Origin of the sequence: Nocardioides sp. S5 (assembly GCF_017310035.1) — a bacterium.
In the GTDB taxonomy this organism is placed as follows: Bacteria; Actinomycetota; Actinomycetes; order Propionibacteriales; family Nocardioidaceae; genus Nocardioides.
On sequence record NZ_CP022296.1, the window covers coordinates 2,375,954 to 2,390,100 of the forward strand.

Consider the following 14,147-nt stretch of genomic DNA (forward strand, 5'->3'; position numbering starts at 1 on the left):
GGGCCGACAACCTCAGCGAGAGCCTGACAACCCCGAGCGGGCGAGGCGGCGGCGGTCGGACCGTCGTACGTCGCTGACACAATCCACCGCATGAGCGATCACGAGGCCCCGGAAGCAGACATGCTCCCGGGGCTTCGTGCTGCCGTCGACGACGCCCGCGCCAAGGCGGCCGCCACCCGACGCAGCAAGGCCGCGTCGTGGGAACCGGCCGAGACCGACCCGGTGGCGCGGGTCCTCGTCGACATCGCGCTGGCCCACCTCGACCGCCCCTTCGACTACGCCGTCCCGCGCGCGATGGCCGACACGGCCGTCCCCGGAGCGCGGGTGAAGGTGCGCTTCGCCGGCCAGGACGTCGACGGCTTCGTCGTGGAGCGCTCCAGCCGGACCGACCACACCGGCACCCTCCAGCCGCTGCGGCGCGTGGTCAGCCCCGAGCCCGTCCTCGCCCCCGAGGTCGCGGAGCTGAGCCGGACGCTCGCCCACCGCTACGCCGGAGCCCGCTCCGACGTGCTCCGGCTCGCCGTGCCGCCACGGCACGCGACCGCGGAGAAGGCCGCCTCTGAGCCGGCTCCGACGCCCGTCGCGCCGACCGGCCCGTCCCGATGGTCGGGTGTCGAGCACGCCGACGCCTTGCTGCGCCGCCTGGCTGCGGGGGAGTCGCCCCGCGCTGCGTGGTCGGCCGCGCCCGCGGACGACTGGCCCGCGATGCTGGCCGAGGTCGTCGCGACGGCGTACGCCGCGGGTCAGGGCGCGCTGGTGTGCGTGCCCGACGCCCGGGACGTGGCCAGGGTCGGCGCAGCGCTCGACGCACAGCTCGGTCCTGGCCACCACGTGTGCCTCACCGCCGACGCGGGCCCGTCCGCGCGCTACCGCGAGTTCCTCGCGGTCTCGCGTGGGGCCCGCCGCGTGGTCGTCGGCACCCGAGCCGCGGCCTTCGCGCCCGTCCACCACCTCGGCCTGGTCGTGGTCTGGGACGACGGCGACGACCTCCACGCCGAGCCGCGCGCCCCCTACCCCCACACCCGCGACGTGCTGCTCACCCGCGCTGCGCAGCAGTCGACGGCCGTCCTGCTCGCCGGGGTGGCCCGCACCCCCGAGGTGCAGCAGCTGGTGGCCTCCGGGTGGGTCCACGAGCTGTCCGTGCCGCGCCCGGACCTCCGGCGCCGGGTCCGCGTCGAGGCCGTGCCGGGCGAGGACCGCTCGATCGGCACCCGCGTCCCGCGCGCCGCCTACGACGCGCTCCGCGCCGGGCTGGAGTCGGGTCCGGTGCTCGTGCAGACCCCGCGGGCCGGCTACGCCGCGTCCCTGGCGTGCGACACGTGCCGTACGCCGGCGCGCTGCACGGCCTGCACGGGACCGCTGACGATCCCCGGACCGGCGGTGCCGCCGCAGTGCCGGTGGTGCGGGCACGTCGAGTCCGCGTGGTCCTGCCCGACCTGCCGCGGCCGCGGCCTGCGGGCCCCGGTCCGGGGCGAGGCGCGCACTGCCGAGGAGCTGGGCCGGATGTTCCCCGGCACGACGGTGCGCAGCTCCAGCGGCGAGCGGGTGCTCGACCAGGTCGGACCCGCGCACGACATCGTCGTCGCCACGGTCGGCGCGGAGCCGGTGGCGGAGGAGGGCTACGCCGCCGTGCTGCTGCTCGACACCTGGCTGACGCTGGCCCGCGACGACCTCAGGGCGGGGGAGGAGGCCCTGCGCCGCTGGCTCAACGCCGCGGTCCTCGTCCGCGCCGGCGGCCACGTGGTGGCGGTCGGCGACCCGGCCCACCCGGCGCTCCAGGCACTCGTGCGCTGGGACCCGGCCGGTTTCGCGCGGCGCGAGGGCGAGGAGCGCGCCGCCGCCCACCTGCCGCCGGCGGCGAGGATCGCGACCGTCACCGGCGAGCTGGGAGCGCTCGACGACGTGCTCCACCTGTTGGACCTGCCCGACGGGGCCGAGGTGCTGGGCCCGGTGCCGCTCGAGCACGACCCCGGGGAGCACCGCGTGGTGCTGCGGGTGCCACGGTCGCGGGCGACGGCCCTGTCGGAGGCGCTCGGCGACCTGCAGCGACTGCGCTCGGCCCGCAAGCTGGAGGCGGTGCGCATCCAGGTCGATCCGCTCAGCCTCTAGCGCCGATGGGACCCGCTGCGGCTCCGTCCCTAGACTTGGGTGCCTTCCGAGCCCAGCAGTCCCCAGGTCCCAAGGAGTTCCGTGGCCGTCCAGCCCATCCGCCTCTTCGGCGATCCCGTGCTGCGCCAGCGCGCGATCGAGGTCGACAGCTTCGACCGCGAGCTGCGCCAGCTCGTCACCGACCTCACCGACACGATGCTGGCCGCGCCCGGGGCCGGCCTCGCTGCGCCGCAGATCGGCGTGGGGCTGCGGGTCTTCACCTGGAACGTGCACGGCGAGGTCGGCCACCTGGTGAACCCGACGCTCCAGCTCTCCGACGAGACGCAGGACGGCGCTGAGGGGTGCCTGTCCCTGCCGGAGCTGACCTACGACTGCCTGCGCGCGCTCTCGGTCGTGGCCACGGGCTTCGACGTGCACGGGGAGCCGGTGCGCATCGAGGCCTCGGAGCTGCTCGCCCGCGCGATGCAGCACGAAACCGACCACCTCGACGGCATCCTCTTCATCGACAAGCTCGACACCGACGCCCGCAAGGCGGCGATGAAGGAGATCCGCGAGTCCGAGTGGTTCGGCCTCGAGAGGCCCACCGTCCGGGTCAGCCCGCACCCGACCCACGGGTTCGCCCGCTGAGCACCACCGACCCCGTGACCCGAACCCGCCCCACCAGGAAGCAGGACTGATGCGCGTCGTCTTCGCCGGCACCCCCGAGGTCGCCGTCCCCGCGCTCGAGGCCGTCGCCGCGAGCCGCCACGAGCTCGTCGGCGTGGTCACCCGCCCCGACGCCCCCAGCGGTCGCGGGCGCCGGCTGGTCGCCAGCCCGGTGGCCCAGCGTGCCGAGGAGCTCGGCGTACCGGTCCTCAAGCCCGAGCACCCGCGCGACCCGGACTTCCAGGCAGCCCTCGCCGACCTGCGTCCCGACGCCTGCCCGGTCGTCGCCTACGGCGCGCTGCTGCCGCAGTCGGCCCTCGACCTGGTGCCGCACGGCTGGATCAACCTGCACTTCTCGGTCCTGCCGTCGTGGCGGGGCGCCGCACCGGTCCAGCACTCGCTGTGGGCCGGCGACGCGGTCACCGGCGCCACGACCTTCCGCATCGTCAAGGCGCTCGACGCCGGTCCGGTCTTCGGGGTCATGACCGAGAGGATCCGTCCCGGCGACACAGCGGGTGACCTGCTCGAGCGGCTCGCCGAGGGCGGCGCCGGCCTGCTCGTGCAGACCCTCGACGGCATCGAGGACGGCAGCCTGGAGGCCCGCGAGCAGCAGGCCGAGGGGGTGTCCTTCGCCCCGAAGATCCTGGTCGACGACGCCCGCGTCGACTGGACCCACCCGGCGGTCGGCATCGACCGACAGGTCCGGGCCTGCACGCCCGCGCCCGGTGCGTGGACGACGTACGCCGGCGAGCGGATGAAGATCGGTCCCGTCACCCCGACCGACCACCCGCAGCTCGAGCCCGGCGTCATCGAGGTCACCAAGAACGCGGTCCACGTCGGCACCGGCACCACGCCCGTCCGGCTGGGGCAGGTCAAGGCGTTCGGCAAGAAGGAGATGGCCGCCGCGGACTGGGCCCGTGGCGTACGCCTGGAGTCCGGGGTGCGCCTCGGCGCCGAGGAGCCGACCGGGTGAGCACCCCCGAGGACCGGCCCGCACGCCCGGAGGACATCGACGAGATCTGCGCGTCGCTGCCCGAGACCGAGCTCGGCACCTCGTGGGGTGACCGACCCACGTGGAAGGTGCCGCGCGGGGACAAGGGCAAGGGCTTCGTGCTCTACCGCGCCCCGGGCAGGACGGCGATCGACCCGGAGACCGGGGAGATGTACGACGACCTCGTGGTCATCATGACGCCGACGGAGGTCGAGAAGCACGCCCTCGTCGAGGACGCGTCGACGCCGTTCTTCACCATCGACCACTTCAAGGGCTACAACGCCGTCCTGGTCCAGCAGTCCCGCCTCGACGAGATCGGTCGCGCCGAGCTCGCCGAGGTGATCACCGACGCGTGGGCGGCGAAGGCCCCGCGCGCGCTCGTCCGGGAGCACCTCGGTGAGTGAGCGTCGCCGACGTCCGGTCGACCGGCCGCGCCGGGCAGCGCTCGACGTCCTCACCGCCGTGCGGGTCGACGACGCCTACGCCAACCTCGTGCTGCCGCAGGTGCTGCGCAAGCACCGGCTCGAGGGTCGTGACGCCGGGCTCGCCACCGAGCTCTCCTCCGGCGCCATTCGCATGCAGGGCCTCTACGACCCGATCATCGACGCCTGCCTGACGCGACCGAAGCTGCAGGCCGAGGTGCGCGACGTGCTGCGCCTGGGCGCCCACCAGCTGCTGTCGATGCGGGTGCCGGACCACGCGGCGATCTCGACCAGCGTCGACCTGGTCCGCGCGAGCGTCGGACAGGGCCCCGCCGGGCTCGTCAACGCGGTGCTGCGCGCCATCAGCCGGCGCGACCTCGCCGACTGGGTGAGCCAGGTCGCGCCTGACGCCGAGACGGATCGTCGGGGTCACCTCGCGGTGGCCCAGTCGCACCCGCGCTGGGTCGTCGACGCCCTCGCGGAGGCACTGGGGGACGACGACGAGCTCGCGGACCTGCTGGCGGCCGACAACGCGGCGCCGCGGGTCACGCTGGTCGCCCGCCCCGGTCTGGCGTCGGTCGAGGAGCTCGAGGCCGTGAGTGGCACCCGCACCCGCCTCTCGCCGTACGGCGTCGTGCTCGAGGGCGGCGACCCGTCGGGCGTCCCGGCCGTGTCGGAGGGCCGTGCCGGCGTGCAGGACGAGGGCTCGCAGCTCGTCGCCCTGGCGATGGCCGACGCCCCGCTCGAGGGACGCGACGAGCGCTGGCTGGACCTGTGCGCCGGTCCCGGCGGCAAGGCGGCGCTGCTCGCCGCGCTGGCCGCCCAGCGAGGTGCCCGGCTGGTCGCGCACGAGCGGCAGCCCCACCGCGCCGCCCTGGTCGCCTCGGCCATGCGCGCCCTTCCGGCCGGGTCGTTCGACGTGCTGGCCGGCGACGGCGCGCGTCCCGCGTGGCTGCCCGGCACCTTCGACCGCGTCCTGGTCGACGCCCCGTGCACGGGCCTCGGCGCGCTTCGGCGACGGCCCGAGTCGCGCTGGCGGCGCACCCCCGACGACATCCTCCTGCTGACGGCCCTGCAGCAGGTGCTGCTCGACGTGGCGCTGGAGTCGGTGCGCCCGGGCGGTGTCGTGGTCTACGCGACCTGCTCGCCCGTGGTCGCCGAGACCACCGACGTCGTGACGGCCGTGCTGGGCCGTCGCGACGACACCGAGGAGGTCGACCGCTTCCAGCTGTGGCCTCACCGCGAGGGCACGGACGCGATGTTCGCGGCGACCCTGCGCCGCCGCTGAGCCGACGGCTCGCGCCTCAGTCGCCCTCGAGGTGCCGCAGGTAGGACCACGGCACCGCGGTCACAGCGCGGCTCGACGCGACGCACCGGGTGGCGCGGGACGTCGACGCCCCTGAACGACATGGCGCCAACCTAGCCAGCCGCGCCGACATCCACCCCGACAGGTGACATTCGGGGGACATCTGCGCACCACCTGTTCACATCCGTTCCGAACCCCACCATGATGGTCGCAGTGCGGCGCACCGGAGGGGTGCGGCGGGCGACGGGGAGCAGGAACGGATGCGAGTGCGGAGCAGGGCGACAGCCGTCGTGACGATGGCGGCGCTGGCTGCCGCGGGGACGAGCACGGCGTACGCCGACGGGTCGCGCACCCTGACCGGTCCGGTCACCGGAGATGCCGACGTCTTCATGACCTATGTCGGCTGCGACTCGCTCGACGGCACCACTTCTGCGCCGGGATCCCGACTGAACCTCGGTCCCTACTCAGCGCCCCTGGGACGCCGGTCCCTCGGCATCGTGCCGACGGGCACGGGCACCGCCTCCGGTCCCTACGCCGCGTTCGACTCGCTCAACGGCGTCGAGGCGTCGGTGTCCGTCGCTGCGACCGGCGGCACCCGCGGCGTGTCCTACGTGATGGCCGTGACGCCCGACAGCCCGCCCGGCACCGCCTGGAGCGGGCGCGCCGACGTCGACGTCGAGGCGGGCTCCTGGACGACCGTGGCCACCTCGTCGCTGGCCTACGACTGGACGCTGGTCGACCTCACCACGCAGGCGCCCCTGGCCCAGGAGGGCCGCGCCACGACCGGCGAGCTCGCCGCCCGTCACGGCGACGGGCCCGGCTTCGTGGTGACGGGCTTCGGCTGCGACGGCCGGGCCTTCAACGTCGACGCCGTGACGGCATCGGGCAGCACCTTCGACTTCGAGGGCGTCACCCTCACCACCACGGTCGCGGTCGACCGACCCCAGGTCCCTGCCGGCGAGTCCGTGGCCGTGACCGGCCGGGTCACCGAGGGCGGTGGACGCGCCACGGGCGACACGCTCGTGCTGGAGTCGCGCCGGCCCGGCGGGGAGTGGGCGCCCGTCGGCGAGCCCGTCCTGTCCGGACCCGACGGTCTCGCCCGGGTCGACGTACCCCTCACCGAGACGACCGAACTGCGCTGGCACCGCCCGCAGAGCCAGTACGCCGACGAGGGCTGGTCCGAGCCGGTGACCGTCACCGTCGCGCAGCCCGCCACGCCCACGGACGGCGCCGGGCAGTAGCGCGACCGCGCGGCTAGGGTCGAGGTATGCCGTCGCCGTTCACCGAGGTCGAGGTCGACGGTCGCGTCGTCAAGGTCACCAACCCCGACCGGGTCTACTTCCCACCCGTCGACGGTGGGCCGGGGGCGACCAAGCTCGACCTCGTCGACTACTACCTCGCCGTCGGCGACGGGATCGTCAACGCGCTCTTCGAGCGCCCGTGCATGCTGCACCGCTTCCCCAAGGGCCTCGCCGGCGACAAGGTCCACCAGAAGCGGCTGCCCGCCGGTGCGCCCGACTGGGTCGAGACCGTCGAGCTCTTCTTCCCACGCTGGAAGCGCACCGCCGACGAGCTGTGCGTGACCGAGCTCGGCAGCGTCATCTGGGCGGTGCAGATGTCGACGGTCGAGTTCCACCCGTGGAACAGCCGCCGCGCCGACACCGAGAAGCCCGACGAGTGGCGCATCGACCTCGACCCGGGACCCGACTGCGACTGGGCCACGGTGCAGCGCGTGGCGCACGTCGCCCACGAGGTGCTCGACGAGCTCGGCGCCACCGGCTTCCCCAAGACCAGCGGCGGGTCGGGGCTGCACGTCTACGTCCGGATCCCGCCCGACCACGGCTTCCAGGACGTACGCCGAGGGGCGCTGGCGTTCGCGCGCGAGGTCGAGCGGCGGGCCGGGGGAGAGGTGACCACGGCGTGGTGGCGCAAGGACCGCGACCCCGCGCAGCTGTTCGTCGACTACAACCAGAACGCCCGCGACCACACGATCGCCGCGGCCTACTCGGTGCGTGGGGTGCCCGAGGCGCGCGTCTCGGCGCCGATCCGCTGGGACGAGGTCGACGACTGCGAGCCCGACGACTTCACGATCTTCACGATGCCCGAGCGCTTTGCGCGGATCGGAGACCTGCACGCCGACATCGACGCGCACCCCTTCGACATCGCGCCGCTGCTGGAGTGGGCGGACCGCGACGAGGCCGCGGGCGCTGCCGCGCCGCCGGAGCCGGACGAGGCGTAGACCCGACGCGGGCCGCCCGGGCCGAGCCGCCCGGGCGGACGACGTGCCAGGTCCCTAGGATCGTCCCCGTGGGCATCCAGATCACTCCGAGCATCCTCAACGCCGACCTGTCGCACCTCGCCGACGAAGTCGCCCGGATCCCGAGCGCCGACTGGGTGCACGTCGACGTGATGGACAACCACTTCGTCCCCAACCTCACGCTCGGGCTGCCGGTGATCGAGGCGCTCAGCAAGCACGCCACCCAGCCGCTCGACGTGCACCTGATGATCGAGGACGCCGACCGGTGGGCGCCGGCGTACGCCGAGGCGGGCTGCGGGTCGGTCACGTTCCACGCCGAGGCGGCGAGGGCGCCGGTTCGGCTGGCTCGCGAGATCCGCGCGCAGGGTGCCCGCGCGTCGATGGCGCTCAAGCCGGCCACCCCGATCGAGCCCTACGAGGCGTTGCTGCCCGAGCTCGACATGGTGCTGATCATGACAGTGGAGCCCGGCTTCGGCGGCCAGAAGTTCCTCGACCTGTGCCTGCCGAAGATCCGCACCGCCCGCGAGCTGGTGCGCAAGCACGGCCTCGAGACCTGGCTGCAGGTCGACGGCGGGGTCTCGCTGGAGACCATCGAGCGCTGCGCTGAGGCCGGCGCAGACGTGTTCGTCGCGGGATCGGCCGTCTACTCCGCCGACGACCCGGACGCGATGGTGCGCGAGCTCAGGGCGAAGGCCGAGGCAGCAGCTCCGTGACCCGTCCGGCGACGGTCGACGACATCCACGCCACCGCGCAGGCGATGCCCCACGTCACCGTCTTCAGGCCCGAGAGCAATCCCGTCTACCAGGTCGGGAGCAAGTCCTTCGTCTTCTTCCGGACTCCACGCCCCGATGCGGTCGACCCGGACACGGGGGAGCGCTACGACGACGTGATCGTCCTGTGGGTCGCCTCGGAAGGCGACAAGCAGGCGCTGCTCCAGGACGACCGGTTGCCGTTCTTCACCACCCCGCACTTCGACGGGCACCCGTCGGTGCTGCTGAGGGCCTCGCGCGTCGGCGAGGTGGACCGCGACGAGCTGGTCGAGCTCGTGGAGGAGGCGTGGCTCGCCCAGGCCTCGGCCAGGCGTGGTCAGGCGTGGCTCACGAGCCGACCTCCCACTCCGTAGGTTGGTCGCATGAGCGCCGTCGAGACCGAGTCCGTCTGGGACTACCCCCGCCCGCCCCGCGTCGAACCGAGCGCCGAGCACGTCGTCGTGACGCACGGCGGTGTCGTGATCGCCGAGACCCGCGCCAGCCTGCGCGTGCTGGAGACCAGCCACCCGCCGACCTACTACCTCCCGCGCGACGCGTTCGCTGACGGCGTGCTGCGCCCGGGCGAGGGTGCCTCCTGGTGCGAGTGGAAGGGGCAGGCCGACTACCTCGACGTCGTCGTCGGCGACGAGGTGCTGGCCGCCATCGCGTGGACCTACCCGACGCCGTCGAAGGGCTTCGAGCAGCTCCTCGACCACGTCGCGCTCTACCCGGGACGCGTCGATCGGTGCACCGTCGACGGGGAGGTCGTCGAGCCGCAGCCCGGGCACTTCTACGGCGGCTGGATCACCTCGCGGGTGACCGGCCCCTTCAAGGGAGCACCCGGCACCTCCGGCTGGTGAGTGCGCGGTGGGATCAATGGAGCCCGCGGTCGTCGGCCTGCTGGCTCCGCAGGTGGGAGCCGTGGCGCGACTGCTCGTCGATCCGCCGACTCTCCGCGACCAGGGCCTCGCCCTCGAGCTCGTCGGCGCGTGACTGCACGCGCTCGAGACGGTGGGCCCAGGTGTCGCACTCGCGCGCCACGTCGTCGAGCCGCGCGTCCGGCACGACGATCGCATCACCCTCGGTGCGCAGCCCCGGCTCCATCACGGCCAGACCCTCGGCCTCGTACGCCGTCATCGGGCGCGTGAGCCGGATCCGCACGGGGTAGGTCTGCCGGTCCACGTCGACCGGGTCGACGGCGAGCTCCACGATCGCCAGCTCGGGCCGGTTGCGGTTGCGTCGTGCCATGCCAGTGCCCCCTCAGTGGGACCGTCCGGTCCCGTTCCTCGAGTCGAGCACGCGTCGGCGGGGGACGACATGGGGTCCGGACCCCATGGACGGCCTCTCAGCCGGCGAAGAGGGTCAACCGCTGGCGGATGATCTTGCGGCGCAGCACCACGCGGCGCTTGCCGTCGTGGCCGATCCGCAGGCGGTCGAGCTCCCAGCCGCCGTGCTCGGCGCGATCGACGAGCAGGCGCGTGACGACGTTGCGCGAGAAGTCCTTCGGGAGCACGAGCGTCTCGTACTCCCACTCGATGCCCCGCCCGGGGGGACGGCGCTGGATCCTGGCCATGGTCTTCTTCCGTCTGGTCGGGGGATCGGTCAGTCGGCGGACACGTCGTCGAGGGCGGAGACGATCTCGGGCGGCAGCGTCAGCTCCTCCACCCCGAGCACGCCGTCGAGCTGGGCGGCGGTGCGGGCGCCGACGATCGGCGCGGTGACGCCGGGGCGGTCGCGCACCCACGCCAGTGACACCTCGAGCGGCGACCACCCGAGGCCGTCCGCGGCGCGGGCGACGGCCTCGACGATGCCGCGACCGCGGTCGTCGAGGTAGGCGCCGACGAACCTCGCGAAGTGCTCGCTGGCCGCACGGGAGTCCGAGGGCGTGCCGGTGCGGTACTTCCCGGTGAGCACGCCACGACCGAGCGGCGACCACGGAAGCACGCCGAGGCCGAGCGCCTGCGCGGCGGGCAGCACCTCGTGCTCGACCTGGCGGTTCAGCAGGGAGTACTCGACCTGGGTGGACGCGAGCGGCGTACGCCCGGGGAAGGCGCGCTGCCACGTCGCAGCCTGCGCGGTCTGCCACCCGCTGTAGTTGGAGATGCCGACGTAGGACGCCCGGCCCGACGACACGGCCAGCTCGAGCGCGGAGAGGGTCTCCTCGACCGGCGTCTCGTCGGTCCACACGTGCACCTGCCACAGGTCGACGTGGTCGACGCGGAGACGCGCGAGCGACGCGTCGAGCGTGGTCAGCAGGGTGCCGCGCGAGGTGTCGGTGACCCGCTCGCCCGTACGCCGCGAGATGCCGGCCTTCGTGGCCAGCACGACCTCGTCGCGGGAGACCACGTCGCCGATCAGCGTGCCGATCAGCTCCTCGCTCGCGCCGTCGCCGTAGCCGGCCGCGGTGTCGAGCAGGGTCCCGCCGGCCTCGGTGAAGGCGATGAGCTGGTCGCGCGCCTCGTGCTCGTCGGTGTCGCGACCCCAGGTCATGGTGCCGAGGCCGAGACGGGAGACCTTGAGCCCGGTGGCGCCGACGGATCGCTGCTGCATGGAGGTGAGGGTAGCCACGGGGCCTGCACCGACGGGCGGTGACGCGCCCGTAGGCTCACCCCCTGTGATCGATCTCCTCAAGGCAGTGGTCCTCGGCATCATCCAGGGGCTGACCGAGTTCCTGCCGATCTCGAGCAGCGCCCACCTGCGGATCTTCCCCGAGCTGTTCGGCTGGGGCGACCCGGGAGCGGCCTTCACCGCCGTCATCCAGATCGGCACCGAGCTCGCGGTGCTCATCTACTTCCGCAAGGACATCTGGCGCATCGGCAGCGCGTGGGTGCGTTCGCTCTTCCAGCCGGAGTACCGCGGCACGCTCGACGCCCGGATGGGGTGGTACATCATCGTCGGCTCGCTGCCGATCGTGGTGCTCGGAGTGCTGCTGAAGGACATCATCGAGGACGACTTCCGCAACCTCTGGATCATCGGCACCACGCTGATCGTGATGGGTGTCGTGCTGGGCATCGCCGACCGCGTCGGCCGCACCGACCGCCCGCTCGGCAAGCTCACGATGAGGGACGCGGTGCTGATGGGCGCCGCCCAGGCGATGGCCCTCATCCCCGGCGTCTCGCGCTCGGGCGCCACGATCTCGATGGGCCGCTTCCTCGGCTTCGAGCGCGAGGCCGCCACGCGCTTCGCCTTCCTGCTGGCGATCCCGGCGGTCGTGGGTGCGGGCCTGTTCGAGCTCAAGGAGATCCCGAACGGCGACAACACCTACGGCTGGGGCCCGACGATCACCGCCACCGTCGTCTCCTTCGTCGTGGGGTACGCCGCCATCGCCTGGCTGCTGCGCTACGTCAGCACCCGCTCCTACACGCCGTTCGTCGTCTACCGGATCCTCCTGGGCGCCGGCACGCTCATCCTGCTCGGTGCAGGCGTGCTGAGCGCCTGAACGTGTCGAGCAGCAGCCCCAGCGCCACCAGCTGGGTGAGCGCCACGACGACGACCAGTGCCACCAGCGAGCGCTCGTAGAGCCAGCCCGCGCCCACCCCGCCGACGATGGCCAGGAGCCCCTGGATCCCCGCGAAGACGCCGTACGCCGTCGCGCGGCGCGGCGCCTCGACCAGGTCGGCCACCACGGCCTTGACCGTCGAGTCCTGCACGCCCTGGGCGATGCCCCACGCGAGGACGCCCGCGAGCACCGCCGCCAGCGCCGAGCCGAGCGCCAGGGCGGGGACCAGGGCCACGAGAAACGGCACGAGGAGCAGCACGCGGGGGCCAGCACGGTCGTACACCGCGCCGACGACCAGTGCCGCGACGGCCTCGACCCCCATCGCGGCGGCGTAGAGGACCGGGACGGCGGCGACCGGCACGAGCCCCTCCACCGTCAGGTGGTAGCCGATGATGCCGAAGGTGACGAGCGCCCCGGTCGTCAAGGACGCGGCGACGGCATAGCGGAAGAAGTCGCCCGAGAGACCGGCCCCGACGGCCTCGGCCCACCACCCTCGTCGCTCGCCGGCGCCCGGACGCGGTGGGGCGGGCGCGACGTCGTACACCCCCGGGTCCGGCACCCGACGCCTCAGCGCCAGGAGCAGGACCATCGCGATCGCCCCCGGCACGGCGAGGACCGCCATCCCCGCCCAGAGCGAGCTGATGGCCACCACGCCCGCGACCACCAGGGGACCGGCGAACGCGCCGACCTGGTCGAGCGCCTTGTGGACGCCGAACCCGCGTCCGCGGCCGACCCCGCTCGCCGCCTGCGCCAGCAGCGCCGACTTCGAGGGCGAGCGGACGGCCTTGCCGAAGCGTTCGAGCAGGATCATGGTCGTGGCGAAGCCGAGTCCGGCAACGCCGAGCCGTGGGGCTATCGCGAGCAGCGGCACGCAGATCGCGGTCAGCCCGTAGCCGACGATCGTCAGCGTCCAGTAGCGCCTGGTGCGGTCCGCGATCGGGCCGAAGGCCAGCCGCAGCACGAGCGCCACCGCCTCGCCCGCCCCCGTGACGAGCCCGACGACGACCGCCGAGGCCCCCAGCGCCGCCAGCAGCGGTCCGTAGACCGAGCGGGCGCCCTCGTAGACCATGTCGGCGGCCAGGCTGACGAAGCCGAACCACCACACCACACGCCAGGCCGTCGGGGACGGAGGCGTCACAGCCACCCGGACTTCTTGAACAGCGCGAACAGCCCGGCCGCGACCCCGGCCATCAGCGCCATCGCGAAGGGGTAGCCGTAGGTCCAGTGCAGCTCGGGCATGTGGTCGAAGTTCATGCCGTAGATCCCGGCGATCAGCGTCGGCACCACGACGAGGGCGGCGCCCGCGGAGATCTTGCGCATGTCCTCGTTCTGCTGCACCGAGATCCGTGCCAGGTGGCCGTCGAAGGCCGTCGACAGCAGGATGTCGAGGCTGTCGATCACCTCCGAGACCCGCTGGAGGTGGTCGGAGACGTCACGGAAGTAGGTCGCGGTCTCGGCCGTGATCGGGATGGGCGTGCGGATCGTCGGCACGGTGTCGGAGTGCATCGAGAACTTCCGCATCGGCTCGCGCAGCGGTCCCACCGCGCGACGCACCTCGGCGATCTCGCGCTTGAGGACGTAGATGCGGGTCGAGTCGTCGGTGCGGGCGGGGGAGAAGACCGACTCCTCCACCTCGTCGACGTCCTCCTCGAGGGCGGCGCCGACGCGCTCGTACTCGTCGACGACGCGGTCGCAGATGGCGTACATGACCCCCATCGGGCCGTGCTCGAGCACCTGCGCGCGCTCCTCGAGGTCCTTGCGGGAGTCGGCGAGGTCGATGCCCTCGCCGTGGCGCACGGTCACCACGAAGTCGGCGCCGACGAACATGTTGATCTCGCCGGTCTCGACCGCGTCCTCCTCGTCGACGTACCAGAGCGTCTTGAGGACCAGGAAGAGCGTGTCGCCGTAGTGCTCGAGCTTCGGGCGCTGGTGGGAGTCGCCGGCGTCCTCGACCGCGAGCGGGTGCAGGTCGAAGGTGTCCGCGATGAGCTGGAGCTCGTCGGGGCTCGGGTCGTGGATGCCGATCCACTGGAAGTCGCCGGGCGCGCACGGGACGCGCGCGTGGCCCAGGCTCTGGTCGCCCTCGCCGAGGGGCACCCGCTTGCCCCGGTGGTAGAGGGCGTTGTCCACGATCACGCGGTCAGGCTAGTCCTACCCCGTCTTGGCTAG

16 protein-coding genes are annotated in these 14,147 nt (G+C 73.4%); 11 read left to right on the forward strand and 5 right to left on the reverse strand.

The genetic code is table 11. The features are described 5' to 3' along the window. The first annotated feature begins 90 nt into the window (after positions 1-90). The 10 genes from CFI00_RS11730 to CFI00_RS11775 all read left to right on the forward strand — a co-directional run bounded on the left by CFI00_RS11730 (position 91) and on the right by CFI00_RS11775 (position 9,339). Complete coding sequence (locus CFI00_RS11730; protein WP_207081347.1) at positions 91-2,109, forward strand: primosomal protein N'; 2,019 nt, start codon at positions 91-93, stop codon at positions 2,107-2,109. Between the two features lie 81 nt (positions 2,110-2,190). Then, complete coding sequence (gene def / locus CFI00_RS11735; RefSeq protein ID WP_207081348.1) at positions 2,191-2,736, forward strand: peptide deformylase; 546 nt, start codon at positions 2,191-2,193, stop codon at positions 2,734-2,736. 49 nt (positions 2,737-2,785) lie between these two features. Then, positions 2,786-3,727 carry a methionyl-tRNA formyltransferase gene (gene fmt, locus CFI00_RS11740; protein WP_207081349.1) on the forward strand — a complete coding sequence of 314 codons (942 nt, stop codon included), beginning with the start codon at positions 2,786-2,788 and terminating at the stop codon, positions 3,725-3,727. Continuing rightward, entirely contained in the window at positions 3,724-4,149 is a 426-nt protein-coding gene (locus CFI00_RS11745; RefSeq protein WP_207081350.1) for an MmcQ/YjbR family DNA-binding protein, read from the forward strand. The genes fmt and CFI00_RS11745 overlap by 4 nt, the downstream gene beginning before the upstream one ends. After that, positions 4,142-5,455, forward strand: coding sequence for a transcription antitermination factor NusB (locus CFI00_RS11750; protein WP_207081351.1), 1,314 nt, complete (start codon positions 4,142-4,144; stop codon positions 5,453-5,455). Before CFI00_RS11745 ends, CFI00_RS11750 begins: the two co-directional genes overlap by 8 nt. 278 nt (positions 5,456-5,733) lie before the next feature. Further along, the gene (locus tag CFI00_RS11755; protein WP_207081352.1) at positions 5,734-6,714 is read left to right on the forward strand and encodes a hypothetical protein; all 981 of its coding nucleotides are present in this window, start codon (positions 5,734-5,736) and stop codon (positions 6,712-6,714) included. Positions 6,715-6,740: 26 nt separating this feature from the next. Further along, a complete protein-coding gene (ligD, locus tag CFI00_RS11760) occupies positions 6,741-7,712 on the forward strand; it encodes a non-homologous end-joining DNA ligase (protein ID WP_207081353.1) in 972 nt (323 codons plus the stop codon). Positions 7,713-7,780: 68 nt separating this feature from the next. After that, positions 7,781-8,443 (forward strand): ribulose-phosphate 3-epimerase, encoded by a 663-nt coding sequence (rpe, locus tag CFI00_RS11765; protein WP_207081354.1) that lies wholly within the window; start codon positions 7,781-7,783, stop codon positions 8,441-8,443. After that, positions 8,440-8,853 (forward strand): MmcQ/YjbR family DNA-binding protein, encoded by a 414-nt coding sequence (locus tag CFI00_RS11770; RefSeq protein ID WP_242532345.1) that lies wholly within the window; start codon positions 8,440-8,442, stop codon positions 8,851-8,853. The genes rpe and CFI00_RS11770 overlap by 4 nt, the downstream gene beginning before the upstream one ends. A 9-nt stretch (positions 8,854-8,862) precedes the next feature. Continuing rightward, a complete protein-coding gene (locus CFI00_RS11775) occupies positions 8,863-9,339 on the forward strand; it encodes a DUF427 domain-containing protein (protein WP_207081355.1) in 477 nt (158 codons plus the stop codon). A 13-nt stretch (positions 9,340-9,352) separates the two neighbouring features. Here CFI00_RS11775 and CFI00_RS11780 read toward each other — a convergent pair whose 3' ends face one another. The 3 genes from CFI00_RS11780 to CFI00_RS11790 form a co-directional block, all read right to left on the reverse strand. After that, on the reverse strand, positions 9,353-9,727 hold the full coding sequence (locus CFI00_RS11780) for a hypothetical protein (protein WP_207081356.1): 375 nt from the start codon (positions 9,725-9,727) through the stop codon (positions 9,353-9,355). Between the two features lie 97 nt (positions 9,728-9,824). Then, the gene (locus CFI00_RS11785; RefSeq protein WP_207081357.1) at positions 9,825-10,052 is read right to left on the reverse strand and encodes a DUF5703 family protein; all 228 of its coding nucleotides are present in this window, start codon (positions 10,050-10,052) and stop codon (positions 9,825-9,827) included. A 29-nt stretch (positions 10,053-10,081) separates the two neighbouring features. Further along, the gene (locus CFI00_RS11790; RefSeq protein WP_207081358.1) at positions 10,082-11,029 is read right to left on the reverse strand and encodes an aldo/keto reductase; all 948 of its coding nucleotides are present in this window, start codon (positions 11,027-11,029) and stop codon (positions 10,082-10,084) included. Positions 11,030-11,093: 64 nt separating this feature from the next. Between CFI00_RS11790 and CFI00_RS11795 the strand changes: the two genes are divergently transcribed. Beyond that, positions 11,094-11,918: an undecaprenyl-diphosphate phosphatase gene (locus tag CFI00_RS11795; protein WP_242532346.1), complete on the forward strand. Its 825-nt coding sequence runs from the start codon at positions 11,094-11,096 to the stop codon at positions 11,916-11,918. Here the strand turns inward: CFI00_RS11795 and CFI00_RS11800 are convergent. Beyond that, positions 11,884-13,122, reverse strand: coding sequence for an MFS transporter (locus tag CFI00_RS11800; RefSeq protein ID WP_242532347.1), 1,239 nt, complete (start codon positions 13,120-13,122; stop codon positions 11,884-11,886). The genes CFI00_RS11795 and CFI00_RS11800 overlap by 35 nt on opposite strands. After that, a complete protein-coding gene (gene corA / locus CFI00_RS11805; RefSeq protein ID WP_207081359.1) occupies positions 13,113-14,114 on the reverse strand; it encodes a magnesium/cobalt transporter CorA in 1,002 nt (333 codons plus the stop codon). Before corA ends, CFI00_RS11800 begins: the two co-directional genes overlap by 10 nt. Between the last annotated feature and the right edge of the window lie 33 nt (positions 14,115-14,147).

Bases quoted from the DNA above. Each gene is read 5' to 3' on its own strand.
- CFI00_RS11730 (WP_207081347.1), top strand. From the start codon at position 91: ATGAGCGATCACGAGGCCCCGGAAGCAGACATGCTCCCGGGGCTTCGT.
- fmt (WP_207081349.1), top strand. From the start codon at position 2,786: ATGCGCGTCGTCTTCGCCGGCACCCCCGAGGTCGCCGTCCCCGCGCTC.
- CFI00_RS11755 (WP_207081352.1), top strand. From the start codon at position 5,734: ATGCGAGTGCGGAGCAGGGCGACAGCCGTCGTGACGATGGCGGCGCTG.
- ligD (WP_207081353.1), top strand. From the start codon at position 6,741: ATGCCGTCGCCGTTCACCGAGGTCGAGGTCGACGGTCGCGTCGTCAAG.
- CFI00_RS11775 (WP_207081355.1), top strand. From the start codon at position 8,863: ATGAGCGCCGTCGAGACCGAGTCCGTCTGGGACTACCCCCGCCCGCCC.
- CFI00_RS11780 (WP_207081356.1), bottom strand. From the start codon at position 9,727: ATGGCACGACGCAACCGCAACCGGCCCGAGCTGGCGATCGTGGAGCTC.
- CFI00_RS11785 (WP_207081357.1), bottom strand. From the start codon at position 10,052: ATGGCCAGGATCCAGCGCCGTCCCCCCGGGCGGGGCATCGAGTGGGAG.
- CFI00_RS11790 (WP_207081358.1), bottom strand. From the start codon at position 11,029: ATGCAGCAGCGATCCGTCGGCGCCACCGGGCTCAAGGTCTCCCGTCTC.